The 23,889-nt window shown below is 55.8% G+C and carries 23 protein-coding genes; 10 read left to right on the top strand and 13 right to left on the bottom strand.

Translation table 11 applies throughout. The features are described from left to right. Positions 1-41 precede the first annotated feature (41 nt). Complete coding sequence (locus tag BEQ56_07740; protein AOH44461.1) at positions 42-698, top strand: DNA-binding response regulator; 657 nt, start codon at positions 42-44, stop codon at positions 696-698. Positions 699-753: 55 nt separating this feature from the next. On the opposite strand, the gene BEQ56_07735 is transcribed toward BEQ56_07740, so the two are convergent. Further along, entirely contained in the window at positions 754-2,247 is a 1,494-nt protein-coding gene (locus tag BEQ56_07735) for a hypothetical protein (GenBank protein ID AOH43372.1), read from the bottom strand. 189 nt (positions 2,248-2,436) lie between these two features. On the opposite strand from BEQ56_07735, the gene BEQ56_07730 reads away from it, so the two are divergent. After that, entirely contained in the window at positions 2,437-2,802 is a 366-nt protein-coding gene (locus BEQ56_07730; protein AOH43371.1) for a hypothetical protein, read from the top strand. Between the two features lie 8 nt (positions 2,803-2,810). Continuing rightward, the gene (locus tag BEQ56_07725; protein ID AOH43370.1) at positions 2,811-3,500 is read left to right on the top strand and encodes a hypothetical protein; all 690 of its coding nucleotides are present in this window, start codon (positions 2,811-2,813) and stop codon (positions 3,498-3,500) included. Here the strand turns inward: BEQ56_07725 and BEQ56_07720 are convergent. The 8 genes from BEQ56_07720 to BEQ56_07685 form a co-directional block, all read right to left on the bottom strand. After that, the gene (locus tag BEQ56_07720) at positions 3,427-4,713 is read right to left on the bottom strand and encodes a hypothetical protein (GenBank protein AOH43369.1); all 1,287 of its coding nucleotides are present in this window, start codon (positions 4,711-4,713) and stop codon (positions 3,427-3,429) included. The genes BEQ56_07725 and BEQ56_07720 overlap by 74 nt on opposite strands. Continuing rightward, positions 4,691-5,206 (bottom strand): hypothetical protein, encoded by a 516-nt coding sequence (locus BEQ56_07715; GenBank protein AOH43368.1) that lies wholly within the window; start codon positions 5,204-5,206, stop codon positions 4,691-4,693. The genes BEQ56_07720 and BEQ56_07715 overlap by 23 nt, the downstream gene beginning before the upstream one ends. Then, complete coding sequence (locus BEQ56_07710) at positions 5,203-6,234, bottom strand: hypothetical protein (protein AOH43367.1); 1,032 nt, start codon at positions 6,232-6,234, stop codon at positions 5,203-5,205. Before BEQ56_07710 ends, BEQ56_07715 begins: the two co-directional genes overlap by 4 nt. Further along, positions 6,213-6,911, bottom strand: coding sequence for a hypothetical protein (locus BEQ56_07705; protein AOH43366.1), 699 nt, complete (start codon positions 6,909-6,911; stop codon positions 6,213-6,215). Before BEQ56_07705 ends, BEQ56_07710 begins: the two co-directional genes overlap by 22 nt. A gap of 136 nt (positions 6,912-7,047) precedes the next feature. Beyond that, on the bottom strand, positions 7,048-7,341 hold the full coding sequence (locus BEQ56_07700; protein ID AOH43365.1) for a hypothetical protein: 294 nt from the start codon (positions 7,339-7,341) through the stop codon (positions 7,048-7,050). Positions 7,342-7,372: 31 nt separating this feature from the next. Beyond that, complete coding sequence (locus tag BEQ56_07695; protein ID AOH43364.1) at positions 7,373-8,299, bottom strand: 3-phosphoglycerate dehydrogenase; 927 nt, start codon at positions 8,297-8,299, stop codon at positions 7,373-7,375. Positions 8,300-8,322: 23 nt separating this feature from the next. Beyond that, positions 8,323-9,390: a phosphoserine transaminase gene (locus BEQ56_07690; GenBank protein AOH43363.1), complete on the bottom strand. Its 1,068-nt coding sequence runs from the start codon at positions 9,388-9,390 to the stop codon at positions 8,323-8,325. 155 nt (positions 9,391-9,545) lie between these two features. Beyond that, positions 9,546-10,838, bottom strand: coding sequence for a diaminopimelate decarboxylase (locus tag BEQ56_07685; protein AOH44460.1), 1,293 nt, complete (start codon positions 10,836-10,838; stop codon positions 9,546-9,548). Positions 10,839-10,998: 160 nt separating this feature from the next. Between BEQ56_07685 and BEQ56_07680 the strand changes: the two genes are divergently transcribed. Together BEQ56_07680 and BEQ56_07675 are read left to right on the top strand one after the other, a co-directional pair. Beyond that, positions 10,999-12,093 (top strand): dTDP-4-amino-4,6-dideoxygalactose transaminase, encoded by a 1,095-nt coding sequence (locus BEQ56_07680; protein ID AOH44459.1) that lies wholly within the window; start codon positions 10,999-11,001, stop codon positions 12,091-12,093. 2 nt (positions 12,094-12,095) lie between these two features. Beyond that, positions 12,096-12,806, top strand: coding sequence for a hypothetical protein (locus BEQ56_07675; protein ID AOH43362.1), 711 nt, complete (start codon positions 12,096-12,098; stop codon positions 12,804-12,806). 20 nt (positions 12,807-12,826) lie between these two features. Here BEQ56_07675 and BEQ56_07670 read toward each other — a convergent pair whose 3' ends face one another. Both BEQ56_07670 and BEQ56_07665 read right to left on the bottom strand, forming a co-directional pair. Beyond that, positions 12,827-13,423 (bottom strand): hypothetical protein, encoded by a 597-nt coding sequence (locus BEQ56_07670; GenBank protein ID AOH43361.1) that lies wholly within the window; start codon positions 13,421-13,423, stop codon positions 12,827-12,829. A gap of 1 nt (position 13,424) precedes the next feature. After that, positions 13,425-15,389 carry a hypothetical protein gene (locus BEQ56_07665; protein AOH43360.1) on the bottom strand — a complete coding sequence of 655 codons (1,965 nt, stop codon included), beginning with the start codon at positions 15,387-15,389 and terminating at the stop codon, positions 13,425-13,427. A 211-nt stretch (positions 15,390-15,600) separates the two neighbouring features. Here BEQ56_07665 and BEQ56_07660 point away from each other — a divergent pair, with 211 nt between their 5' ends. After that, positions 15,601-16,533, top strand: coding sequence for a hypothetical protein (locus tag BEQ56_07660; protein ID AOH43359.1), 933 nt, complete (start codon positions 15,601-15,603; stop codon positions 16,531-16,533). A gap of 61 nt (positions 16,534-16,594) precedes the next feature. Here BEQ56_07660 and BEQ56_07655 read toward each other — a convergent pair whose 3' ends face one another. Continuing rightward, positions 16,595-17,236 (bottom strand): hypothetical protein, encoded by a 642-nt coding sequence (locus BEQ56_07655; protein AOH43358.1) that lies wholly within the window; start codon positions 17,234-17,236, stop codon positions 16,595-16,597. A gap of 266 nt (positions 17,237-17,502) precedes the next feature. Between BEQ56_07655 and BEQ56_07650 the strand changes: the two genes are divergently transcribed. The 4 genes from BEQ56_07650 to BEQ56_07635 are packed head-to-tail and all read left to right on the top strand — an operon-like array spanning position 17,503 to position 22,542. Beyond that, positions 17,503-17,970 carry a peroxiredoxin gene (locus BEQ56_07650; GenBank protein ID AOH43357.1) on the top strand — a complete coding sequence of 156 codons (468 nt, stop codon included), beginning with the start codon at positions 17,503-17,505 and terminating at the stop codon, positions 17,968-17,970. Positions 17,971-18,002: 32 nt separating this feature from the next. Beyond that, positions 18,003-20,294, top strand: coding sequence for a hydratase (locus BEQ56_07645; GenBank protein ID AOH43356.1), 2,292 nt, complete (start codon positions 18,003-18,005; stop codon positions 20,292-20,294). 8 nt (positions 20,295-20,302) lie between these two features. Then, positions 20,303-21,526: an isocitrate dehydrogenase gene (locus BEQ56_07640; GenBank protein AOH44458.1), complete on the top strand. Its 1,224-nt coding sequence runs from the start codon at positions 20,303-20,305 to the stop codon at positions 21,524-21,526. Between the two features lie 29 nt (positions 21,527-21,555). Continuing rightward, entirely contained in the window at positions 21,556-22,542 is a 987-nt protein-coding gene (locus BEQ56_07635) for a hypothetical protein (GenBank protein ID AOH44457.1), read from the top strand. Positions 22,543-22,581: 39 nt separating this feature from the next. On the opposite strand, the gene BEQ56_07630 is transcribed toward BEQ56_07635, so the two are convergent. Then, complete coding sequence (locus BEQ56_07630) at positions 22,582-23,616, bottom strand: hypothetical protein (protein ID AOH43355.1); 1,035 nt, start codon at positions 23,614-23,616, stop codon at positions 22,582-22,584. Positions 23,617-23,889: the final 273 nt, after the last annotated feature.

Raw genomic sequence — 23,889 nt, 5'->3', positions numbered from 1 at the left:
TGACAGATATGGAAACATGCTTAAAGGGAGCGGAAAATTTTATGGATAAATTACGTGTTCTCCTCGTAGATGATCATGAAGTCGTACGATTAGGGATTCGAGCCTTACTGAACCAAAGCGAGGGCTTTGAGGTTGTCGGAGAGGCCAGCAACGCGCGAGAGTCGATTGAATTAACCGCTGAGATCATGCCTGATATTGTTTTAATGGATATTCGTCTGCCGGGGATGTCCGGGATCGAGGCTTGCGAAGAGATTACCCAGAAAAACAAGGACGTGAAGGTTGTCATGCTGACGTCATATGCGGAGGATGAAATGCTGTTCGCGGCGATCCGGGCCGGCGCTTCAGGCTACCTGTTGAAACAGATCAGCAGCGAGGACCTGATCCGGTCGCTGAATTCGGTCGCGCGCGGCGACGCGGCGCTTTTGGACCCCATGGTCACGCAGCGGGTTTTCCAGGAAGTACGGCGCGCGGTCAAAGAAGAGGAGGCTTCGGCGTTCGCCGTCCTTTCCCAGCAGGAAAAGCATGTCCTGATGCTGGTTTCCGAAGGAAAGACGAACCGGGAAATTGCGAAGTCGCTGTTTCTCGGCGAGGGGACGGTCCGCAATTACGTCAGCAGTATCCTGTCGAAGCTGGGGACAAGCAATCGCGCCGAGGCGGCGGCTTACGCCGTCGAGCATAATTTAAAAGAATACGTTTAAGGAAACTGATCTTGTGGAATTTGGACTGCCCGCGTCTGTTCCGCAGGCTGGTTCCCTATCGTTCAAGGTTCGGATTGAAGTAATTATAGACGGCGTTCGAAATCGCGGAGAACAGGCGGTTCCCGTTTTCGAATACAAGATTGGTCGGGTGCCAGGTGTAAATACTGAGTATGTAATCACCGTTCGGGGAAAAAACGATCGCAATATTGCTCATCGTATGCAACAGGCCGTCGCTCTCCTCGATCCAACCGTGTTTATGCGCGATTTCGACGGAGTCGGGAATCCCGGCGGTAATCAGGTAGGGAAGTTTATTATTTTTCAGCAGGTCAATCATCGTGCCGCATTCCCGCTGGGTTAACGCTTCCGGAAAGGCCTCAATCAGCAACCCGGTTCCGTTTTCGGCGCAGCGGTACAATCCTTCCATCAGCTTCGCCATATCCGACGCGGTCGTCTGGTTATAGCGGTCGGGCTTCAGGTCGATATCGGCGCGGCTGTTTGCAGGCGTGCGGTAGTCCTGAAGCAACGGCGCGCCCATATAAAAGTAGCCGGCTAAGAAGACGTTTTCGAGCCCAAGCTTTCGCATGTCTTCCGTAATCGTCAGCGGGGCAAGGTTCCCGCCGACATGATTTTCCATCATCCAATCCGTCTGGTCATTTTTGGATTCTGTAATCATCAGCGTCAGCTGCCGGGTTGTCAGCGCGTCGGGTTCGTCGTCCATGCGGATAAACGAAGAGATCATGACCGGAACTTTGATCGTGCTGGCGGCGGTAAACGAAATTTCGGGCGGGACGTCGGCCCGATCCCGGCGGGCGATATCGAAACCCGTTTCCGTTTTCGGGTCGATCAGGACGACTTCGGTAATTTGCCCAGCGTCCTGGAGCTGGTCGATCACCGATCGAACCTGGATCGCGAGATTATCGAGGACTGGCGGCAGAGCGGCGACCGTTTCAACCGGGATCGCGGCGCTGCGTCCGGAAACTGCGCAAAGGGCTTCCGCGATCCGCTCAACGGCGGCGTCGACGTTCATTTTCCGACCTTCCCGGCTCGGGTAAAATCCGACGCCTCCCGTATTCGGCTGCGCAGAAAGCGGTTCGCTGTCGTAACGCGGAACGATTTCGCGTTCGAGCCAGGAACGAACCGGCTCTTTTTCCGCGCTGCAGCGAATCTCGATATGAACCGGCTCGGCGGCATTCTTGCCGAAGAGGCTGTTCAGAAACGCCCCCCGGCTGCATTGTTTCGATCGGGCGGCCTGAAGATCGCGGCGGATCGCGTCCGAATCGACCAGCGTCAGCCCGATCTCAGGCGCGGAAAGCTGAATCTCGTTTTCAAGATAGCTGACCGCAATCGGCGAATTGTAAATCGCTTCTGATCCCTCGACGATCTGTTCGTCGGTAAGCCCGGCGATCGAATATGCGCCGATCGTGGAGCCGTCCGGCAGCTCTGCGCAGCCCTGATCAAAACGGGAGCGTGCAAGGATGAAAAGCAACCCTGACATGAAGAGCAGCGAGCAGGCCAGAAAAATCAAACCGATCCGAGTAGCTTTTGACATAGAAAATTCCGATATAGATTTTAACGGATATCGGCGCGGCCGGGCCGATTCTCCCGAAAAGTTTGGACGGCGAAACCTTATACAATATAATAAAGCCGATGATGGCAGCGTATTACAGAGGTGAAATAAATGGGAAGAGTTATCGCTACCGATAGCGTCCGGACGGAACGGGCCCGGTTGAAAAAGGGCATGGCGTTGGCAATTCGGGAACTTATGCGGCAGCGCGAAGTTGACGACAGCGCGCGGGACCTGATCGCTTATATCCTGCTTTCGCTGGATCGGATTACCGAAACGATCGATTTGTCGGTCGAAGCCTGGGAAAAACGGGATTATTGGCTGAAAGCCGATCAGTTCCGACGGGAATGGAGCTGGGCCTCGATTTTAGCCGAACGGATCCGCCCGAAGGTCCTCGCGCAGGACGTCGCCGGATTAATTCCGGACCTCGTCAGCCTAGGGCAGGCGCTTTCGGATACGACCGTTTCCGAGCATCATCGTTTGGGAAAACCCTGGGTCGGAAGCTGGGAACGGCTTATTTCCGGATCGCGCGAAGGATAGGGCGGACGGTGGCGAAAAAGCGACCGCTACAGAAAGCGCCGGCGGAAAACGGTCCCTGCGAGGCTCGCCGGATGATTCCGCTTGAGCGGGCGGAAGCGGAGCTTACAGTCGTCAATTCGCGCTTCATCGCGACGATCGGACCTGTCCGGACGAGTGAAGCGGCTCGGGCGTTTATTTATGAGATGAGAGAGAAGTACGCCGACGCGACGCATAACGTCCCGGCGTATCTGATCGGGCATGGCAATTCGACGATGGCGTTCTGTTCGGATGACGGCGAGCCGTCAGGATCGTCGGGGCGGCCGCTCCTGGCCGTTTTACAGGGCAGCGGGCTCGGCGACGCGGCGATTGTCGTAACGCGTTATTTTGGCGGGACAAAATTAGGCGTCGGCGGTCTGGTTCGCGCATATGGAGATGCCGGTAAGGCGGTTCTGGAACGAACAAAGCGCGGCGAGCTGAAATCCGCGACCGTTTTTTCGCTCGATCTTCCTTACGGGCTGTACGATCGCTATCTCCTGATTGCGGCGGATTACCGGGTCCAGACGCTCGCCGAGACGTTTACCGACCGGGTTCGGCTCAGCGGCCGGATCCTGACTCAGGTTTTTCCGGCGTTCGAGAACGCGGTCGTCAAATTGACGACCGGCGCAGCCCGTCCAGTGCGCACGGCGATAGAACCGGACGCGGTTTTCCCGACCGAATAAAATACAGGATATTATCCGCGGCGATGTCGCAGCCGTTCGTCGCGACGGGGTTCTTCGCGCAGGACGCCATCTTTTCTAACCATGGATCGAAAACGAAGTTGTTGAAGGAAAGCTGATCGATTTCGAACGCGGACGGGAGGGCGGTCAGCGCTTCTTTCAAGACAGACGATTCGCGGAAGTCTGAACGGATCAGGTACGCGAACGGCTTTTGCAGGTTGTAAATTTCGCTGTAGGTACTGTAGCCGACTTTCCCGAATACGAAATCAGCGGCCTGAACCAAATCCGGATGAAAGAAATCGGAATGATGCGGAATTTGCAGCACATTATTTTTCCGGCTCATTTCCGGGAAAATCCCGGTAAAGGCGAAAACGACGTCCGGATAGGCGCTCCGGATCCGCTCCAGCGTTCGGTATTCGGCGGGAATTCCGCCCATCGCTACGATCGCTAATTTCTCGTCTGGCCGAACGCCTAACCTTTGACGCACTGCGTCGGCGGAAGTCCGCGGTTTCCGGCTGACCGGCGGAAGCTCGAAGTCGCAGCTCTCGCTCGGTACGCAGGCGGGAAGATATTGGCCGTGAATCGAAGCGGATTCAAAAATGCGTTTCATCGCGGCGGAAATTTCCGTGAAGCGTGGGTATTTTCGGGAGAACGGTTCGTAAATCCAGTCCCAGGTAAAATTTTCAAGGAGGAGTACCGGGATTCCCGCCCGGTTCGCGCTGACGATCCCGAGCGGCGAAATATCGGCGACGACGAAGTCGACCGCCTCCTTCCGGAGCTTTTCCGCGATCATGTCCGCGTTCAGCGGAAGTTCGGCGATAAACGTTTCGAGTTTCCGGAGCGTTCCCGGAATATCCATCTCGATCGGCGTCAACTGAACGATTCCGACGTCGGTCCGGGCTTTCTGATAGGCGAAGGGACAGCTCAGCGAATCTTCGAAGACCCAGCGCGGCGTTTCAGTAAAAATTGAGATTTTAACGGCCGGGTTCTTCCACGTGATCGATTCAATGATCGCGGACAACCGGGACGCGTGTCCGAAGCCATGGGAGGAGATAAAGGCTGCGATATGGATAGGATGCATTTGCGTTTCGCTGGAGAAATCTTGCACAACGAATATTATAGCGAAATTCGCGTTGAACAGGGCGATTTCGCTGAAATTGGTGCGCTGGCGAAAGAGCGTATCCAGTCTGGCTTCAGCCTTGATCCGGCTCGTCAAGCGGGTCCGGAAAAACGCTGCTGATGAGCGTGTCGACGAAATCCGGATCGTCAGGCCGTCCTTTTTTCGCGCGCCGCTTCAGCTTTCGGATTCCGTTCGGCTCTTCGCCGCCGAACGGCTCGGGCGGCGTCAGCTCCATTCCCTTCAACTTCTCGATCAGGCGGAGCGAATCCGCGCTGGGTTGCCTGAAAAGCGGGTGCCAGGCTGGAAGCGGGCGGTTTTCGACGATCCGGCGATAAGCGCAGCTTGCCGGCATCCATTTCGCCTGGCGTCGAATCGTTTCCGGCGCGATCTTGACGCAGCTCGGCATTCGCTGGAACCGTTCAGAATAAACTTCGCAGCGCGCCTGTCGAAGCGACAGGAAAGGGCAGTAAACCGTCGTAAAGAAGATTTCTTCGGTATCTTCGTCTTCGATTTTGTAAAAGCAACATACGCCGCATTGATCGCAGAGCAGTTCCCATTCTTCGTCGCTGAAAATCTGGGGCAGCTTCACCCGTCGCCTTCCTCGTCCGCTCCGGTACTCGGGGCGCGGCCGCGGCGGTCATCCGAGGCGAGACGGCTCAGCGCGGCTTCAAATTCATCCGGATTTTTCATTGTCAGGATCCCGCGGATTTCGTCTTTTGACGTCCCCAGCTTCGTCAGGTATTTTTTCGCGAATTTCCGGAAGACGATAAACGCCCGCTCCGGCGCGTAACGCTGCTTGACGAGAGCGTAATGATCCATGACGGTCGCGTAGAACAGCGCGAACGGGACGGTTTCCGGGTCGTAGCCCGCGAAAATCCATGGGTTCTCGATCGCGGCCCGTCCGATCATGACGCCGTCGCAGCCGGTTTCTTCGACCATGCGTTCGGCTTCGGCGAAACTCCGAACGTCTCCGTTCCCAAAGACCGGGATCGGCAGGCTCGATTTCAGCGCCGCGATTGCGTCCCAATCGACCTTGCCTTTGAAAAGCTGCTCGCGGGTACGGGCGTGGAGCGTGACGAGCGCGGCGCCCTGATCCGCGCAGATCTTCCCGATTTCGAGATAATTGACCGATGCCTCGTCCCAGCCAAGCCGGATTTTCGCGGTAATCGGACAGGGCAGGGCTTTGACCAGTCCGGCGATAATCCGTTCGACTTTATCCGGACGGCGGAGAAGGCCGGCGCCGGCGCCTCGGTTGGAAACATGATTGACGGAACAGCCCATGTTGACGTCGACGATATCCGGGCGGAATCGTTCGTATATCCGAATCCCCCCCGCGATCAGTCGATCGACGTCGTCGTCAAAAATCTGGATCGCGACCGGTTTTTCCGCGTCGGTAAACCTGCAGCGGTCCTGATATTTCGTATTTTTCGACATGACTTCGATCGTGTTAATAAACTCGGTGAACGAGGCCCCAGAGCCGAGTCGCCGGGTCAGGACGCGGAATGGCAGGTCGCTGTACCCATCCATCGGGGCCAAAACGATTCGCGCGTCGAAGCGGACGGTCCCGATTTGAATCGGGGTCCGGAGGGAAACCGTCATAGGCGCGACGATACCCATAGATAATAAATCTCAAACAGCCGCGAATTCTTCGAGCTCCTTTTTTCGGTCGATTCTAGATCCTCAAGCGGCAGCAGGTAAGAACGTCCGCTCTCGACAACCTCGCAGTAGAGATTCATTCGGATATCGGCGCTATTAAACGCCACGAGCTCCACTCTTGTCCCGGTATCCAGCTTGACGTCTTCCGGATCCGGCGATTCATAGCTGACGACCGCGCCCGCTGGCAGCCGGACCTGATCACGGAGAAAATCCAGAACGACTTGGGCGGGGATCATCGCTTTCTTTCGGTCCGCGGCATAGAACAGCTGCCGTAGTTTTCGGCCTTCCGGCGAAGCTCCCCAGAAGAATTCCGAAGCTTTTTCGTTCACGGTCCATTGCCATTCGATCTCGTTGAACGGCTCGCCGGTTATTTCGAGGCGATCCGCCGGAACGTTCGTCATCGTCCAGCAATACTCGTTCTCAACGCATTGGCTGACGTAGGCTTCCGGGATCGCGCGGATCGTATCCGCCGTCCAGCGGATCATTGCGTGCGTGACCCGGACCTGATTCTCGTCTTCGGAAAAGAGATCGGTAACGACTCCTTTCATTCCGGAGACGTCATAGCTTCCGCCGATTTCAAATTCAGCGGCGAAATCCGAAATTCGGACGACGTCGCCGACGGAGAGAACTTGGCCCACTGGGTCTGCTGTTTCGATTAGGCTCATGAACTTTTCCCTGCCTCGTTTCTTTGATGCCTCTGATTATATCGAATTCGGCGGTTCCGAACGGAATGACCTCGAAAACTACAGGCCTTATGCTGGTCAAGCCCTGTTTTTAATAGTCCAGGCTATTCGGATTCAGCAGGAAATCGAGCGCGCCCATCACAATGACCCCGTCTTCATTCTGCCACGGCTTGATATCGTCTTTGACGAGAATGAATTTTTTGAACGCGTCCTGAATGTTGAGCAAAGATTGCGTCTCTTGTCTGAGTTTATCTCTGATCCTGGCGATTTCAGCGCGGTTGATCGATGCTTTTAATAAGTATGTCCGGATTGTTTCATTTTTGCAATTCTGGTTTTCGGGCTGTTTTATCTGGGCATGCGCGTATGAAAAAACGGCGCGGATCATGCCCACGCCGTTTCCTTTTTCAGAATTAAAGTCAGTTGACTTTAAACTTCGGTTTCCCGGTCTCGAAGAAGCTGTTGATCTGGTTAGCGGCGGCGGTTCCAGCGTTATTATTCGCCTCGGCTGTCTGCGCGCCGCATTTCTTCGGCGTCGCGAAAATCCGTGCGCCGAATTTTTCTTTCAGATCCGCGTAGCTTTTCGGCGCAACGTCGGAAATATACGTCAGGTCCGCGCGTTCCGCCATCGCCTTCGCTAATCCGGCCTCGTCGATAATTTCGACGCGGGCGGAGTTGATAATCGTCGCGTTCCTGGGCGACATCATCAGGCGGTCGTAGTTAACTAAATGGCGTGTCAGGTCGTCGAGCGGCAGGTTGACGGACAGGTATTGGCATTCTTTGAAGAGCGCGTCGTAGCTGTCCAGATCCTTGACATAGCTCTGTTCCGGGCTGATCGTGGCGAAGACGCCGTCGCCGGTAAACGTGTACACGTCCATTCCGAAGCCGTAACCAAGCGCCGCGATTCGCGAACCGACCGCGCCGAAGCCGAGGATCCCCAGCTTCTTGCCCTTGAGTTCAGTTCCGGACGTTCCGTCGAAGAAGTTGCGCGCGTGGGAGATCATTAAGCCAAGAACGAGTTCGGCCACGGCGTTGGCGTTCTGCCCCGGCGTGTTTTCGACGATAATCCCCTTCCCGGCGGCGTACGCGGTATCGATCGAGTCGTAGCCGGCGCCGGCGCGGACGATAATTTCGAGTTTTTCCGCGTGATCGATCACGGCTTTGTCGATAATATCCGAACGGACGATCATGGCGTTGACGTCTTTGACCGCTTCGTGAAGCTGCGCCGCGTCGGCGTATTTTTCAAGGAGGACGACTTCATGTCCCGCGCCTTTTAAGATTTCAACGATCGCGTTCGCCGCGTCTTTCGAGAACGGTTTTACGGTCGCAATCAAAACTTTTTTCATGATTTCCTTTCTTTCCCCCGGAATTAATGGGCGGCTTCAAATTCTTTAATCAGGGCGACGAGCGTGTCGACGGATTCCATTGGCAGCGCGTTGTAACAGGAAGCGCGGAAGCCGCCGACCGAGCGATGGCCCGCGAGTCCGACGCAGCCGCGTTCCTTGCTCAGCGACAGGAAATCGGCTCCGAGCTCTTCGTATCCGGGCTTCATCGAGAATGTAATGTTCATGCGCGAGCGGTCTCGCGGATCCGGAATATTCGGGACGAAGAATTTCGAGGCTTCGAGCGCGTCGTAGACCTTGGTCGAACGGGCGATCGCTCGTTTTTCCATTTCTTTGACGCCGCCTTCGGCTTCAATCCATTCCATCGTTTTCAGCCCGGCGAAAATCGGGAATACCGGCGGCGTATTGAACATGGATTTCTTTTCAGCGAGTTTCTTGTAGTTGCTGAGAGTCGGGACTTTCCGGACCTGTTTTTCCATGAAGGAATCCTTGATGATGACCATGGTGACGCCAGCCGGGGCGAAGTTCTTCTGCGCGCCCGCGAAAATCAGGCTGTATTTTGAAATATCGACCGGACGGCTGAAGATATCGCTGGACATGTCCGAAATCAACGGCGCCGGCGAATCAAAGTCTTCGAAAATTTCCGTGCCTTCGATCGTATTATTCGAGCAGATTTCAAAATAATCGGCGTCGGCTGGAATCGTATAGCCCCGCGGAATATAATTGTATTTTTTATCGGATGAGCTCGCGACGACCTCGGGCTCGCCCCAGATTTTCGCTTCGCGGATCGCGCCGCTCGGCCACGTACCGGTATCTAAATATGCGGCTTTCTTTCCAAAGAAGTTGAACGGGACGTTGTAGAATTGCGTCGTAGCGCCGCCGCCGACGAAAAGAACCGAATATCCTTCCGGGATATCGAGGAGCTTTTTCGTCATCGCAATCGCGTCGTCCATGACTTTATCGAAATCCTTGGAGCGATGGGAGATGCAGAGCAGCGACAAACCGCTGCCGTTGAAGTCCTGGATCGCTTCAATGCTCTTCTGAATCGTATATTCCGGTAGTATTGCCGGTCCTGCGTTGAAATTATGTTTCATTCCTGAGCCTCCGTGGTTTGATTGTTCGGGAAACGCGGCGACACGCCAATCTCCCTCTTTTGATACTTTTAATTGTACGACAAATACCCCGTTCTAAGCAAGATACACCTGTAACATTTTTTATGTGGCATTTGTCCAACAATTGACTTCCTTCCCTAATCCGCAAGCCACCAGGAGCTGATCTCCGGCCTCTCCCGATACTGGAGAAGCATCGGCGGCTCGTTTTCCTCCAGCCATAAAACGGCGGGGCGGGGGGCCAGATTGTAATTCGACGCCATTGAAAGATGATACGCGCCGGAGGCCGGAATCGCCAGACGCTGGCCAAAGCGCGGACGGGGGAGTTCAGTCGCGGCGATAAGCTGGTCCCCGCTTTCGCAGTATTTCCCGACGACGCGGATCGGTCGGTCGGACGCTTCGCCCAACGGGTTCTCAACGATCGCGGCGCAGTACGCCGCTTCGTAAAGCGCGTACCGCGGGTTATCCGCCATGCCGCCGTCAATCGCCGCGATCAGCGTTCCGTCCAGACCTTCTTTGACGGTTCCGATCGTGTAAACCGAGACGCCGGCGCGTCCGACGATAAAGCGTCCCGATTCGAGCGACAGTCGAGGCAGCGGCAGCCTGCGTTTTTGACAGCTGCCGACGACCATATTCGCGATCGGCGCGATCCAGTTTTCGACCGGATTTTTCGGCGCGGCGGGCGTGTAGCGGATTCCCCAGCCTCCGCCCGGCGACAGCTCTTCGAGCCGTATTCCCGTTTTTTCAACCAGGCTGAAAAGCTCCTCGATCGCGGCGACGTAAACGTCCGCGTCGAACAGGAGCGAACCCAGATGAAAATGCAGCCCTGTAAGCGTCAGGTTTGGCTGGAGTTCGACCCGGCGGATCGCGGTTTCCGCGTCGCCGTTGACGATATGGAAGCCGAACTTGCTGTTTTTCGCCGAAGTTTCGACGTGCGGATGGGTCCTGACGCGGATATCCGGGGTAATTCGAAGCCAGACGCGCGCCCGTTTCCCGAGCGCTTTCGCGACTTCTTCGACCATCTCGATTTCATCGAAATTGTCGACGACGATCGAATGGAAATCGTTTTCGACCGCTAACGTCAGTTCTTCGTAAGATTTATTGTTGCCGTGCAGGTGGATCCGGTCGGGATTGAAGCCGTGAAGAAGCGCGAGACGCGCTTCGGCGTAAGAAACGACGTCCAGCTCGACCGCTTCCCGCGATATCAGCGATGAGAATTTCGCTGAAAAATACGCCTTGGCCGCGTAAGCGATCGACGATTCGCCCGGATAGAAATCCGTGAGCGTCTGGCGGATGTCCCGGATCTGCGCGCGGACGGTCCTGGCGTCGTAGACGTAGAGCGGCGTTTTGAAATCATCGGCTAACTTGCTCAGGTCATGCCCGGCGATACGGATCGCTCCGTCGGCGGGAACTTCAGTTGTGATCGGGAAAATATCCTGTTGCGAGGGGAAGGACGCGGTCATGAATCTCCTTGAAAAACTTCGATAGTATAATAGCAGGACTGACAGGATTATTTTAACGTAAAGGCTGGTTAAATAAAAAGAATTGGAAATTCGAATTCCGTTTAACGTTCCGCCGTTTATCGGCTCTGAAATGAATAAAATCCAGGAAGCGATTGCGCAGCGAAAGATTTCCGGCGACGGCGCGTTTTCGAAACGCTGCGCCGCCTGGCTCGAGGCGGAGACCGGGTCGAAAAAAGCGCTCCTGACGACGTCCTGCTCCGACGCGCTGGAGCTGTCGGCGCTTCTCGCCGATATCCGCCCCGGCGACGAAGTCATCTGCCCTTCTTATACGTTCGTTTCAACCGCAAACGCGTTCGTTCTCCGTGGCGCGAAGATCGTTTTTGTCGACATCCGTCCGGACACGATGAACCTGGACGAGAGGAAAATCGAAGCCGCGCTGACGCCGCGGACCCGCGCGATCGTCCCGGTTCATTACGCCGGCGTCGCCTGCGAAATGGACGAAATCATGCGGATCGCGGACGCGCATCGCCTGATCGTCGTCGAAGACGCGGCGCAGGGAATTTTTTCCAGCTATAAAGGCCGGGCGTTGGGAACGATCGGCGCGTTCGGTTGTCTGAGCTTCCATGAGACGAAAAATATCAGCATGGGCGAGGGCGGCGCGATCCTGATCCAGGACGAAGATCGGATCGAAGCCGCCGAGATTATCCGGGAAAAAGGGACGAACCGAAGTCAGTTCTGGCGCGGGCAGGTCGATAAATATACCTGGGTTTCGGTCGGCTCGTCGTTTCTTCCCAGCGATATCAACGCGGCTTATCTCCTTGCGCAGCTTGAAAATGCGGAGCTGATTATCGAGGACCGGATGCGGAGCTGGAAGCTGTACCGCGAGCTGCTGACGCCGTTGGCGTCCAGCGGCCGGATCACGCTACCGACGGTTCCTCCCGGCTGCGAACATAACGCGCACATGTTTTATATCAAGGCGGCGGACCTGGACGAGCGGACGCGCCTTCTGCGCTGCCTGAAAGAGCGTGGGATCGAAGCGGTTTTCCACTACGTCCCGCTTCATTCGTCTCCAGCGGGACGCGAGTTCGGCGTTTTCCATGGCGAAGATACGTTTACGACGCGTGAAAGCGACCGCTTGCTGCGGCTGCCGCTGTATTACGGGCTGCGCCGCGATCAGGTTGAGACGGTCGTCGAGGCGGTCGAGGCTTTTTACCGGGGGAATTGAGAATGGGCGATACCGGCGGGCGACGTGTCGCAGTCCTGCAGTCGAATTATGTGCCCTGGCGCGGGTACTTCGACCTGATCCATGACGTCGACGTTTTTATTTTTTACGACGAGGTCCAATATACCAAAAACGATTGGCGCAACCGCAACCGGATCGTCACGCCGAACGGGCCGCAATGGCTGACGGTTCCGGTTTTCGGTTCGACCGGAAAATCGATTCGCGAGGTTGAGATCGTTCCGGGCCGTTGGGGCGAGAAACATTATCAGGCGCTGCGTACGAATTACGGGAAAGCGCCGTTTTTCGAAATGTATCGCCCCTGGTTGGAAGAAGTCTACCGGCAGGACTGGAGATCGCTTTCAGCGCTGAATCAGGCGCTGATCCAAAAGATCGCGCGCGATTTCCTGGGAATTCGAACGCAGTTCCGTCAAAGCAGCGATTTCCTGTCGCAGGGAAAGCGGAGCGAGAAATTGTTGTCACTGCTGAAATCGTCCGGCGCATCGACGTACGTATCCGGGCCGGCGGCCCGGTCGTATCTGGAGCTGCCCGCGTTCCGGGATGCGGGGATCGAAGTTGTCTGGAAGGATTACGCCGGGTATCCCGCCTATCCGCAGCGGTCTGACGAATTTTATCCCGCCGTTTCGATTCTCGATTTGCTGCTGAACGTCGGGGAAAAAGCGCCGGATCTGATCTGGGGGTGGCGCCGGCGCCCTTGATCGGGATCAGCAGCCGCGCTTTATTTCGGGTGGGCCATGATTTCCGGGCCGGTCTTGCCGTTCGGTCCGACGAAAATCGGCGCCGCGTTCTCGACGACGAAATTTTTCCTGGCGGAAATTGGCAAGCCCTTCATGATAACCATGAATAAGCTCAGAAAAGTCCCATGCGAAACGACGAGAACCGTTTTATCCGGCGATTCGTCCGAAATTTTTCGGTAGACGTTCTCCGCCCGCGCGTAAACGTCGCGGAGCGATTCGCCGCCGTTTTCGAAACGATATCCGTACGGGTCCTGGTCGATCTGCTTCCGTACGGTCGGGTTCAGCAGGTCGCGCTGATAAAAGGTTCCCTCAAGTTCGCCGAATGCGCGTTCGCGTAAAAGCGGGTCGACAATTAATTCTGTATCTGCGTGATACTTCAGCACGGCGTGGGCGGTATCCAGCGCGCGGCTGAGATCTGAGCTGTACGCGACGTCAATTTTTTCATCTCTCAGCGCTTCGGCGGCTTTATACGCCTGCTCAACGCCTACGGCGTTTAACTGAATATCGGCTTGCCCCTGATATCTGCGTTCAACGTTCCAGTCGGTCTGCCCATGGCGGAGAAGGATAAAACGGGTCATTTTAATCAAGTTCCTTTGGTGAGTCAGTTTCAGACGCTTCGAGATCGGATAGAAAAACGGCGCCGGTAGCGATAAAGAAGCGGTCGTTCCGAAGAATTGGCGGCTCGATCCAGGTCCCGCAGAGCTGCGCATAGCCTTCTTTCCCGCGAACCAGCGGCAGCGGCGCGAAGACGAGCGCGTCCTGATACGTATCAAAATCGAGCCCGCGGAAAACGGCGGTTTCTTCGTCGATCAGGTCGGTAAACCCAAACATCTCGATCGAAGCGCTGTTATGGAATTCCTGCCGAACGTAAGCGAGACGGAAATTCGGGTAATGATCCGCACGGAGATTTTCCCGATGGATCATGTAAAAATACGCGCCCGGGTCGATCCGCGTGAAGAGCCGGGCCTCGCCCCTGGCGCAGCGAAGCTCCAGCGCGCCTTCCGGCGGGCGGAGCGGATTCGCGCGGATCAGGAACGGCGAAACGCAGATCAGGATCGTCAACAGGGTCGAGATAATGGCGGCAAAGCGATCGGGGCCGATTGAATTCGTCTGGCTTTGGGTAACCGACCCCGCGCCGGTTTTTTTATCGTCGCCTTTTTTTAAATAACGGACGTAGGCGAATTCGAACGGAAGCGCGGACAGGATCGCAGGAAAAGCGATTACGCCGGCGTGGTAACGCATCCGGAAAGCGGCGAACGGCGGCGCGATCAGCTGCGATAGCAGGAAGCCGAGCGAGACTGCTAAGAAAAAAGCATAGAGCGGTTTTTTTCGTTTTCGGATCGCGATTCCGACGCCGCCCAGCCAAAACGTCATCGATAAATATCGGAGCGCGGATATCAGCAGCGCGTTCCCGCCGTCAAAGTAGGAAAACGCGCCGCGGACCGGATCAAAGATCAGGACTTTGAATATTTCGACGATCGACCGGATCGGATTCGCCGGATTTTCGCGGATCGCCTCGCGGCAGAGGCCGATCAGTTCAGCGGTTGGCCGCGGCGAGGTATCGAGCGAACTCATTTCCGACATGAACATCGTTTCATAGCCGGATTTCCCGCCCAGGCACATCCCATAAACGAATTCGGCGAACTGACGGTTGACGAGTTTCGCGTTGTTGGTAACGATTCTTGCGCTGAGCTCGTTGATCGCGAACCCGGCCGCCATCGCGAGGAGCGCCAGCGCGGCGAGGAGGAAGCGGCGCCGTTCGTATTTCGCGAACCGGAAGAAATACCAGAGCCCAGCCGTCGCTAACACGAGCATCGGCCCCGGGCGTGCGTTCAGCGAGAGCGACAGGAGAAAGCAGGCGAAAATATAGGCCTGCTGTTTCCCGTCAAAGATCGCTTTCAGAAAGAAATACAGCGCGAGGTTTCCGAGAATGAATCCAACCGGCTCGGTCATGAACGTTCCGATATAGCGGCGAACATAAAAAAACGCGTTGCAGTAAACAAAAAGCGCGGCGATCCCGCTGAAGCCGGTTTCGATCTTCTGAACGAGGAGGATGACGGAAACCCCGATCAGCAGGGTGACGGTAAGCTGCAGCGCCAGGAAATTATTCCCTGAAATATATAGGATCAAATCGTAGAAGACCGCTGATATTGGACGGAGGGCGGTCGACTGGCCCATTTCTCCGCCATACAGGAAGCGCAGCGCGTTGATATGATTCGTAAATGCGTCGGACCAGGGGATCGTTCCGCCGAGAATATACTGATCCGACGTTCCGCTGTTTAGCAATCCGGAAAATGGGATAAAGAAAAAAGCGATCAGGAACGCGTATCCGATCCGCTTGAGAAACGGGCTCTGGATGGAAAACGTGAACATGACCAGAATGACGACGAAGGGCAGGATGTAAATTTCCTGCCGAAAGATCAGGCCAAACTGTCTTGGAATCGGGACGACCGTCAGGACGTAAACGGCGGCGATCAGTCCGACCAGCGCGAGCGTATACGAGATCAGGCCGGAGATAATTCGTTTTCGCGAGGATGGGTTCAAAGTTGCGGACTCCCTGTTCTCTTTTGAATCGATTGATATAGAAAACCGGAAGGACGGGCCGCCCGGCGAATGATGCTTTTATTGTACTCAAGTTCCGCCTCAATCGCGTTCCTGCTGATATGGAAACGGGACAATCGATTTGTGCGAAATTTTAAGTGGGACGATGAAAATCAACTATGATTAGTTCAAATTGCTTTGGAATGGAATGTAAATGGACGAATTGAAAACGAATCCTGCGGACGAAGCGTCAAGCGAAATTCAGATCGGCGATCTGGTTGAGATCGTTGGGCGAGGGCATATTCATCAGATCGTAAAGATCGACGTTGGTCAAACGATCCATACGCATAAGGGGATTATCCGTGCAGAGGATCTTCTCGGGAAGCCGTTCGGGTCGGTCATCGAAACGCATAACGGTCATCGTTTCTGCGCGCTTCAGCCGGCGCTGGCGGATTTAATTAAATTTATTCCGCGCAAGACGCAAATTCTTTATCCTAAGGATATCGGCTTTCTGCTGCTGAATCTGGCGATCGCCCCGGGCCAGCGGGTGATCGAGGCTGGGAGCGGCTCGGGCGCGATGACGATCGCGCTCGCGAACGCGGTCGGCGAGACCGGGAAAGTTTATTCGTACGAGGCAAAGGAACCGTTCCAGCAGCTCGCGAAGCAAAACGTTTCGCGCATCGGGCTTGAATCGCGGGTCGAGTTTAAAGTCCGCAATATCGAGGAAGGGTTTGACGAACGGAACGTCGACGCGCTGTTTTTAGACGTCCCGAACGCTTATGACTACCTGCCGCAGACTAAACGCGCGCTGAAATCGGGCGGCTTTTTCGGATCGCTTCTCCCAACCGCGAACCAGGTTTCGCTCCTGATTGAAGCATTGGAGACGAACCGGTTCGGATTTATCGAGGTGTGCGAGGTCATGCTCCGGTATTACCGCGCGGACGCGGCGAAGTTCCGCCCGTCCGATCGTATGGTCGGTCATACAGGCTACCTGATCTTTGGCCGTTCCTTGGTGGATACAGATCCTTTCTACAGTGAAGAGAATCTTGGAAGACTTAAGAAGGCAATTGACGATCTCAACGCGGGAAAGGGCCAAAGGCATGATTTTATCGATGAACCGGATTTTTATGACGATATTCGCGGCTGACGACGGAGGATAAAAAAATGGACCCGGATTGGGGTCCATTTTTTTATCCTCATAAGAAAACCTACTCTTCCTCGGTTTTCTTTCCCTTTTCGACGACTTCAGGTTCAGCTTCGTCCACCGCGGTTTCTTCTTCTTCAACTTCCGCGGAGGCTGAAACGCCGCTGATCGAGACGATAACGTCTTCCGGTTCGGCATGGACCGTGATGTTGTCGGGAAGGTTCAGCGAGGAAACGCGGATCGCGTCTCCGATATTTTCGAGACCAGAGATATCGACCGTAATCCGTTCCGGTAAATCCGTCGGGAGCGCTTCGACTTCAACCCATTCGCGTTCGTGCAGCACAATCCCGCCGAAATTCTTGACCGCGGGCGCAACGCCGCTCAGCGTGATCATGATACGGGTGCGGATCTTTTCCTTAAGCGAGACTTCCTGAAAGTCGACATGGATAACTTCGTTGCGGATGTAATTGCGCTGAAGTTCGCGAACGAGCGCCGGGTGGTCCTTACCGTCAACCGAAACCGAAACGATACTGGACGACGTAATTTTGGTCAGGAAGCGGGCTAATTCGCGCGCGTTCATCTGGATCGAGAGCGGTTCGGTATGATGACCGTAAATAACCCCGGGAACGAGCCCCTGCCGGCGTAAAGCGCCGACCTTCTTACCGAAGACCGTTCGCTTCTCAGCATTAATCAACATTTTTTCCATTTTTTTATCCTTCGGGCGCCTCTCACGAGAACGTTCCTCTCGTTACCCTCGCCCTTTAAGAGAGGTAGCGCAAAGCGCAGATTTTATTCTACCCGATAATTTCCGCAGCTTCGATAAATTATGACCGGATAGCAGTTTTGTCTGGCTGTGCTCCAGCCGAAAGACGGCCCCGCTGGGACTGGATTCGTTATGATCTGTATGCTGATTCGCAGATTTGTTCTCCGCGATGATATGATTATAAGGGTTCTGAACTGGAGGGAAAAACGATGAAGCTTGAGGTTGGAATGACCGCGCCGGATTTTGCGCTGGCGGATAAGGACGGGATCGTTCGGCGGTTAACAGATTTTCGGGGTCAGACCGTGGTCGTGTATTTTTATCCGAAGGACGATACGCCCGGATGCACGCGGCAGGCCTGCGCGTTCCGCGATTCGTTCGCGGCGCTGCGGTCGCTGAACGCGGTTGTCATCGGTATCAGCAAGGACAGCGTCGAATCGCACGCCAGATTCGCGGAGAAATACGCGCTGCCGTTTATTTTATGCGCTGATCCGGAGCGGACGGCGATCGAAGCGTACGGCGTCTGGCGGGAGAAAACGAATTTTGGAAAAACGACGATGGGAGTCGTTCGTTCTACGTTCGTGATCGATCCGGACGGCGTCGTTGCCAGGATCTTTCCACGCGCGAAGCCGGATACCAACGCGCAGCAGATCGTCGATTTCTTATCTAAGGCTGGATAGGCTCCGGCCATTTCCACAGGACAAGCGCCATTATGATCAGATTGACATCCGCCCCCGTTATTCTTACCGACGGTCAACGTGTTAGAACCCTGCCCGACGTTCAGGCCGAGACCGGGCTGGGGATCGAATCGCTGAAAGCGCTCCGTAACCATACGATCGCCTATCAGATTCTCCGCGCGCACGACTCGTCAGAGATTCCCGGAAAACTCCGGATCCGGTTCGATTCGATTACTTCGCATGATATTACGTATGTCGGGATAATTCAATCCGCAATCGCCAGCGGATTGGACCGGTTCCCGATCCCGTACGTTCTGACCAACTGCCATAACAGTCTTTGCGCCGTTGGCGGGACGATCAACGCTGACGATCATGCTTTCGGACTGTCGGCCGCGCGCAGATTCGGCGGCGTATACGTTCCGCCGAATCTGGCGGTTATTCACCAGTTCGAACGGGAGATGATGAGCGGATGCGGCCGGATGATCCTTGGATCGGATAGTCATACGCGCTATGGCGCGCTTGGAACGATGGCGATTGGCGAGGGCGGTCCCGAATTGGTCAAGCAGCTGCTGGCGAACACGTATGATATCGACGATCCGGAAGTCGTTCTCGTTTATCTGACGGGCGCGCCGCGGCATGGCGTCGGGCCTCAGGACGTCGCGTTGGCGCTGATCCAGGCGGTTTTTCCGCAGGGGTTCGTCAAGAACCGCGTTCTCGAGTTCGCCGGACCGGGAATTTCTTCGCTCTCGATCGATTTCAGGAATGGGATCGACGTGATGACAACGGAAACGACCTGCCTGTCGTCGGTCTGGGCGACGGACGGCAGCGTCCGCGATTATTTCGCGCTTCATGGTCGTCCGGACGCGTATCGTCCGCTTCGACCGGGAGCGCGCAGCTTTTATGACCGGCTGGTTGAAATCGAGCTTTCGGAGATTGAGCCGATGATCGCGCTTCCGTTCCACCCGAGCAACGCGCTTCCGATCCGTGAACTGCTTGAAAATCCGGGGGACCATCTCCGCGCAGTTGAAATCGAATCCGAGGCGCTTTATGGCGCGGAGCGCGGATTAAAGCTGACGGATAAGGTCATCGACGGAAAAATCCGGATCGATCAGGGCGAGATTGCGGGCTGCGCCGGGGGGATGTACGAAAATATATGCGCTGCCGCCGATATTATGGAGACCGGGTCGATAGGCGACGGCTTTTTCGAGCTCAGCGTTTACCCGTCGAGCTTGCCCGTGTACGCGGCGTTAGCGAAGAATCAGGTCGTCTATCGGCTTCAGGCGGCGGGTGTTGTGACGAAGTCCGCTTTTTGCGGCCCCTGTTTCGGGGCGGGCGATATCGGCGCGAACCATTCGCTCAGTATCCGCCATACGACGCGGAACTTCCCGAACCGGGACGGTTCCAAGCCGGACCAAGGGCAGGCGACCGGCGTGGCGCTCATGGACGCGCGGTCGATCGCGGCGACCTCGGCGCGCGGCGGCGCGCTGACTTCGGCGGCGGATATCGACTACGAGGAGAAAGCGCTTCCGTATCAGTTCGAAGGCGAGATCTATCGGAAGCGCGTGTATCGTGGCGTTGGGAATCCGCTTAGCGCTGAATCGCTGCGGATGGGGCCGAATATTACGCCCTGGCCGAAGGCGTACCCGATGGTGGAGGGGATGATCATGATCCTTGCGGCGGTCATTCAGGACGCGGTCACGACGACCGACGAACTGATCCCTTCGGGAGAAACGTCCTCGTACCGGTCAAATCCGCTGAAATTGGCCGAATTTACGCTGTCGCGGCGCGTCCCTTCGTACGTCGGCGACGCGAAACGGATCGCGGAGCTGGAAGCGCTCCGGCGAACGGGCGATATCGATTCTCTCAGGCTCCAGGCGGAATTAAAGCGGTTGAAGGCGGCGGCGATCGATTGGGAAAAAACGTCGATTGGTTCTGCGATTTTCGCGAGGAAGCCCGGCGATGGTTCTGCCCGGGAACAGGCTGCCTCCTGCCAGCGGGTTTTAGGCGGAAACGCGAACCTGGCGATCGAATACGCGACGAAACGCTATCGGAGCAATTGTATTAATTGGGGATTGGTTCCTTTTTTGATATCGTCCGCTTCGTTTGATTATGCGACCGGAGATATCGTCTGGGTAGAATCTATCCGCGAAAAGCTTGAGAAGGGCGAACGAACGTTTCCGGCGCGGGTATACCGCGCGGACGGTTTCGATGATATTGAACTGCGGATCGGCGAGCTGACTGTCGAAGAAAAAGAGATCCTGCTTTCCGGGAGCCTGATGAATTTCTACGCAAAGCGCATCGCGACGCAGAGGACGGACCGAAAATGAGCAAGAAAATGACGAAAATTGAAATGAAGACCCCGATTGTTGAGTTGGACGGGGACGAGATGACGCGGGTTCTGTGGCGTTGGATCAGGGAGACGCTGATCGAGCCGTTCGTTGAACTGAAGACAGCGTACTATGATCTGGGGCTGGAGAACCGCGACGCGACCGACGATCGGGTCACGCAGGAAGCCGGCGCGGCGATCCGAAGGCTGGGCGTGGGGGTCAAATGCGCAACGATTACCCCGAATCGTCAGCGGCAGGAGGAATATGGCCTGAAACAGCTTTGGAAAAGTCCGAACGGAACGATCCGCGCGATTTTAGACGGGACGGTTTTCCGGACGCCGATCGTCATTCCGCCGATTAAACCGGCTGTCCGGAACTGGGAGCTTCCGATTACGATCGCGCGCCATGCGTACGGAGACGTTTATAAAGGTACGGAGCTGCGCGTCCCCGCCGGATCGAGGGCGGAGCTCGTCGTTACGGACGCGGACGGCCGGCGCAGCGCGGAAACGATTTATGAATTCGAGTCCCCCGGCGTCCTTCAGGGGACGTTTAATAAAGACGATTCGATCGAATCGTTCGCCCGCGCCTGCTTTTCATACGCGCTGTCGGTTGGTCAGGATCTCTGGTTTTCGACGAAAGATACGATCTCGAAGACGTACGACGGGACGTTCCGGCGAATTTTTCAGTCCGTTTACGAGAGCGAGTACCGGTCCGCCTTCGAGGCGGCCGGGCTTTCGTATTTTTATACGCTGATCGACGACGCGGTCGCCCGCGTTATGCGCTCGAAAGGCGGTTTCGTCTGGGCGTGCAAGAACTATGACGGCGACGTCATGAGCGACATGGTCGCGACCGCGTTCGGTTCGCTGGCGATGATGACGAGCGTATTGGTCAGTCCTGACGGCTGCTATGAATACGAGGCTGCGCATGGGACTGTCACGCAGCACTATTATCGCTTCCGGAACGGGGAAGAAACGTCGACGAATCCAGCCGCAACGATCTTTGCCTGGAGCGGCGCGCTGCGAAAGCGCGGGGAGCTCGACGGGGCGGCGGAGTTGGCGGAATTCGCCGATCGTCTGGAAAGCGCCGTTCTGGCGGCGTTTTCCGAAGGCGTTTGTACGAAGGATTTGGTAAACTTGTATGAAACAGGGACGCGCCCGCGAGCCGTTTCGACGAGGGCGTTTTTATCCGAAGTCCTGAACCGTTTGATGGAAAAACGCGGAAGGTTGTCATGAACCAGCTTTCAGAAAGAACCGATCCGGATTTGAGGGATCCGATTCGCTACGCCCGATTTTTCCTGAAAAGAAATTTCGGGTCGATCCTGACGATTATCGTGTTGCTGCTGATGATCTTTGCGTCGGATAGCCTGCGAAACGTTTTCTTCCGCCCCAGCAACCTCGTTTTCGTGCTGCGGCAGCTGTCGGTGTACTTACTGGTCAGCTGCGGATTGACGTTCGTCATCCTGTCCGGCGGGATCGATATTTCGGTCGGGTCGACGCTGAGCTTCGCCGCAATGGCCGCGGCGGTAGCGGTCGGAACGCGCGGGCTCCCGCTCGGGTTGGGGATTCTTTCAGGTCTGGCGGCCGGGATCGCGATCGGGGCGCTGAACGGCGCGTTGATCAGCTGGATGACGATTCCGCCGTTTATCGTCACGATCGCGACGTTCAGTATCTTTCGCGGCGCGGCTTTCCTGCTCTCCAACGGCGCGTCGGTACGCGTCAGTGTCGACGGCTGGGATTGGCTCGGGAAGGCGACGCTTTTCGGAATTCCCGTCTGTTTCTTCGCCGCGCTGCTGATATACGTTCCGGCCTGGATACTGCTGAATAAAACGACGTTTGGAAAGCATATTTACGCGATCGGCGAGAATCCGCAGGCCGCCGATTTCTCTGGCATCAACGTCTCAAAGGTGCGGCGGATCGCCTACCTTCTTTCTGGTTTCAGCGCTGGAATGGCCGGAGTGATCGCGGCGTCGCGGTTGAGCTCTGTCGTTCCGACCTCCGGGTATGACTATGAAATTGACGCGTTGGCGGCGATTGTTATCGGCGGGACGTCGATTCGCGGCGGTTCAGGGCGGCTCAGCGGGACGTTTTTTGGCTGCGTACTGATTACGGTCCTGGCGAGCGCGCTGATGATCCTGACGATTAATAGCTATTGGCGATTCGTTATTAAAGGCGTCGTCATTCTCGTCGGCGTCGCGATCGAGTTTTATCGCTATCGACGGAAAAGCGGCCGCGCCGCGCCTTTGAATTAGCCGGCGTTGAGCGGACGTCTTTCGGCTGCGCCGTTTTCGTTATCTCTCGGCGCAGACCGTCGTCGACGAGCGCAGCGTCAGCGGGGCGTCCAGTTCGATATATCCTTCGCTGTGCTCATAGTCGCCGGTGTTCATTCGGTAAATCGTCCGCATTGCCAGCGATCCCATCTGTTTCTTGGGCGGGGAAATCGTCGTTAACGGTGGGTTGGAATGCGACGCCATTTCAATATTATCGATCCCGATCAGCGAGATATCTTCCGGAATCCGCAGCCCCCGGGAGCGGACGGCGCGCAGCGCGCCAATCGCGATCAGGTCGTTGTACGCCAGGATCGCGGTCGGCTGGCGGTTCTTCGTGATACTGAGAAGCGAGGTCATCGCCTGAAATCCGCCTTCGATCGTCGGGAAGCAGCGCGGGCAGTACTCCTCGTCCAGTTCGAGTCCATCGCGTTCCATCGCGATCCGGATCCCGTTCATCCGAACCTTCGCTGATTCGCTGCTGGCCGGACCGGCTAAAAAGCCGATCCGCTTATGCCCCAGCGCGATCAGGTGCGCTGTCGCCTGAATCATGGCTTTTTCATAGTCAATCAGAATAGAACAGATATTGGAATTCTTGATATAGCGGTTTACGAGGACCATCGGCAGCTGCGTTTTCTGATAAAAATTCAGGAGCCGGTAGCGCGATAATCGCGACGCACACATGATCACTCCGTCCAGGTTGAAACGGCCGATATGCTGAAAGGATTCTTCTTCGGATCTTGGGTCTTCGTACGTTTCGAAAACCTGAACGCCGTAATCCAGGAGCTTTGCCTCGTCGACAACTCCTTTCAGAATTTCCTGAAAATACGGGTTCGAAAGATCGGACAAAAGGATCCCGACGACGTGGCAGCGTTCGTGCGTCTGGCTGATATTATTATGTTCTCTGGGGAGCTCTACGCCGAGCTTCCGCGCAGCGGCCTCGACTTTTTCGGTAAGCTCCGGACTGACGTTCGTATTTTGGTTAACGATCCTGGATACGGTCGCCTGCGAAACGCCGGCTTCCTGCGCGATTTTTTTCAGCGTGATCTTGATATTCATGGCCTTGCTTCCCTAACCCATTATGTATTTCCCTTTATTTATAGGAAAAGTATAGTCGGAATTTGTGAAAAACTGAAGAAATAATGGATTTTGTTTCAGAAACCATGACGGCCATCGTATATTTTCCCATGAACTGGCGAAAAAAAAGCGTTCCGTTTCTGAACCGGTCCCAAAAGCCAGACTATAGCCTGTTTTGAAAGGATTCCGTCAGGAATGAATCCGCCTTTTCATATTCCTTACATACTGCATGGCTCGATGAAAGCCGTTTCCGGA

It is taken from the genome of Anaerolineaceae bacterium oral taxon 439 (genome assembly GCA_001717545.1).
Taxonomy (GTDB): Bacteria; Chloroflexota; Anaerolineae; order Anaerolineales; family Anaerolineaceae; genus Flexilinea.
The sequence above is the reverse complement of the archived record's forward strand: the minus strand, read 5'-3'. Positions and strand labels throughout refer to the sequence as shown.

What these genes read in the sequence shown, in the direction of transcription:
- BEQ56_07740 (AOH44461.1), top strand. Translation starts at nt 42, where the DNA reads ATGGATAAATTACGTGTTCTCCTCGTAGATGATCATGAAGTCGTACGA.
- BEQ56_07735 (AOH43372.1), bottom strand. Translation starts at nt 2,247, where the DNA reads ATGTCAAAAGCTACTCGGATCGGTTTGATTTTTCTGGCCTGCTCGCTG.
- BEQ56_07730 (AOH43371.1), top strand. Translation starts at nt 2,437, where the DNA reads ATGGCGTTGGCAATTCGGGAACTTATGCGGCAGCGCGAAGTTGACGAC.
- BEQ56_07710 (AOH43367.1), bottom strand. Translation starts at nt 6,234, where the DNA reads ATGGGTATCGTCGCGCCTATGACGGTTTCCCTCCGGACCCCGATTCAA.
- BEQ56_07700 (AOH43365.1), bottom strand. Translation starts at nt 7,341, where the DNA reads ATGATCCGCGCCGTTTTTTCATACGCGCATGCCCAGATAAAACAGCCC.
- BEQ56_07695 (AOH43364.1), bottom strand. Translation starts at nt 8,299, where the DNA reads ATGAAAAAAGTTTTGATTGCGACCGTAAAACCGTTCTCGAAAGACGCG.
- BEQ56_07690 (AOH43363.1), bottom strand. Translation starts at nt 9,390, where the DNA reads ATGAAACATAATTTCAACGCAGGACCGGCAATACTACCGGAATATACG.
- BEQ56_07680 (AOH44459.1), top strand. Translation starts at nt 10,999, where the DNA reads ATGAATAAAATCCAGGAAGCGATTGCGCAGCGAAAGATTTCCGGCGAC.
- BEQ56_07675 (AOH43362.1), top strand. Translation starts at nt 12,096, where the DNA reads ATGGGCGATACCGGCGGGCGACGTGTCGCAGTCCTGCAGTCGAATTAT.
- BEQ56_07670 (AOH43361.1), bottom strand. Translation starts at nt 13,423, where the DNA reads ATGACCCGTTTTATCCTTCTCCGCCATGGGCAGACCGACTGGAACGTT.
- BEQ56_07660 (AOH43359.1), top strand. Translation starts at nt 15,601, where the DNA reads ATGGACGAATTGAAAACGAATCCTGCGGACGAAGCGTCAAGCGAAATT.
- BEQ56_07655 (AOH43358.1), bottom strand. Translation starts at nt 17,236, where the DNA reads ATGGAAAAAATGTTGATTAATGCTGAGAAGCGAACGGTCTTCGGTAAG.
- BEQ56_07650 (AOH43357.1), top strand. Translation starts at nt 17,503, where the DNA reads ATGAAGCTTGAGGTTGGAATGACCGCGCCGGATTTTGCGCTGGCGGAT.
- BEQ56_07645 (AOH43356.1), top strand. Translation starts at nt 18,003, where the DNA reads ATGATCAGATTGACATCCGCCCCCGTTATTCTTACCGACGGTCAACGT.
- BEQ56_07640 (AOH44458.1), top strand. Translation starts at nt 20,303, where the DNA reads ATGACGAAAATTGAAATGAAGACCCCGATTGTTGAGTTGGACGGGGAC.
- BEQ56_07630 (AOH43355.1), bottom strand. Translation starts at nt 23,616, where the DNA reads ATGAATATCAAGATCACGCTGAAAAAAATCGCGCAGGAAGCCGGCGTT.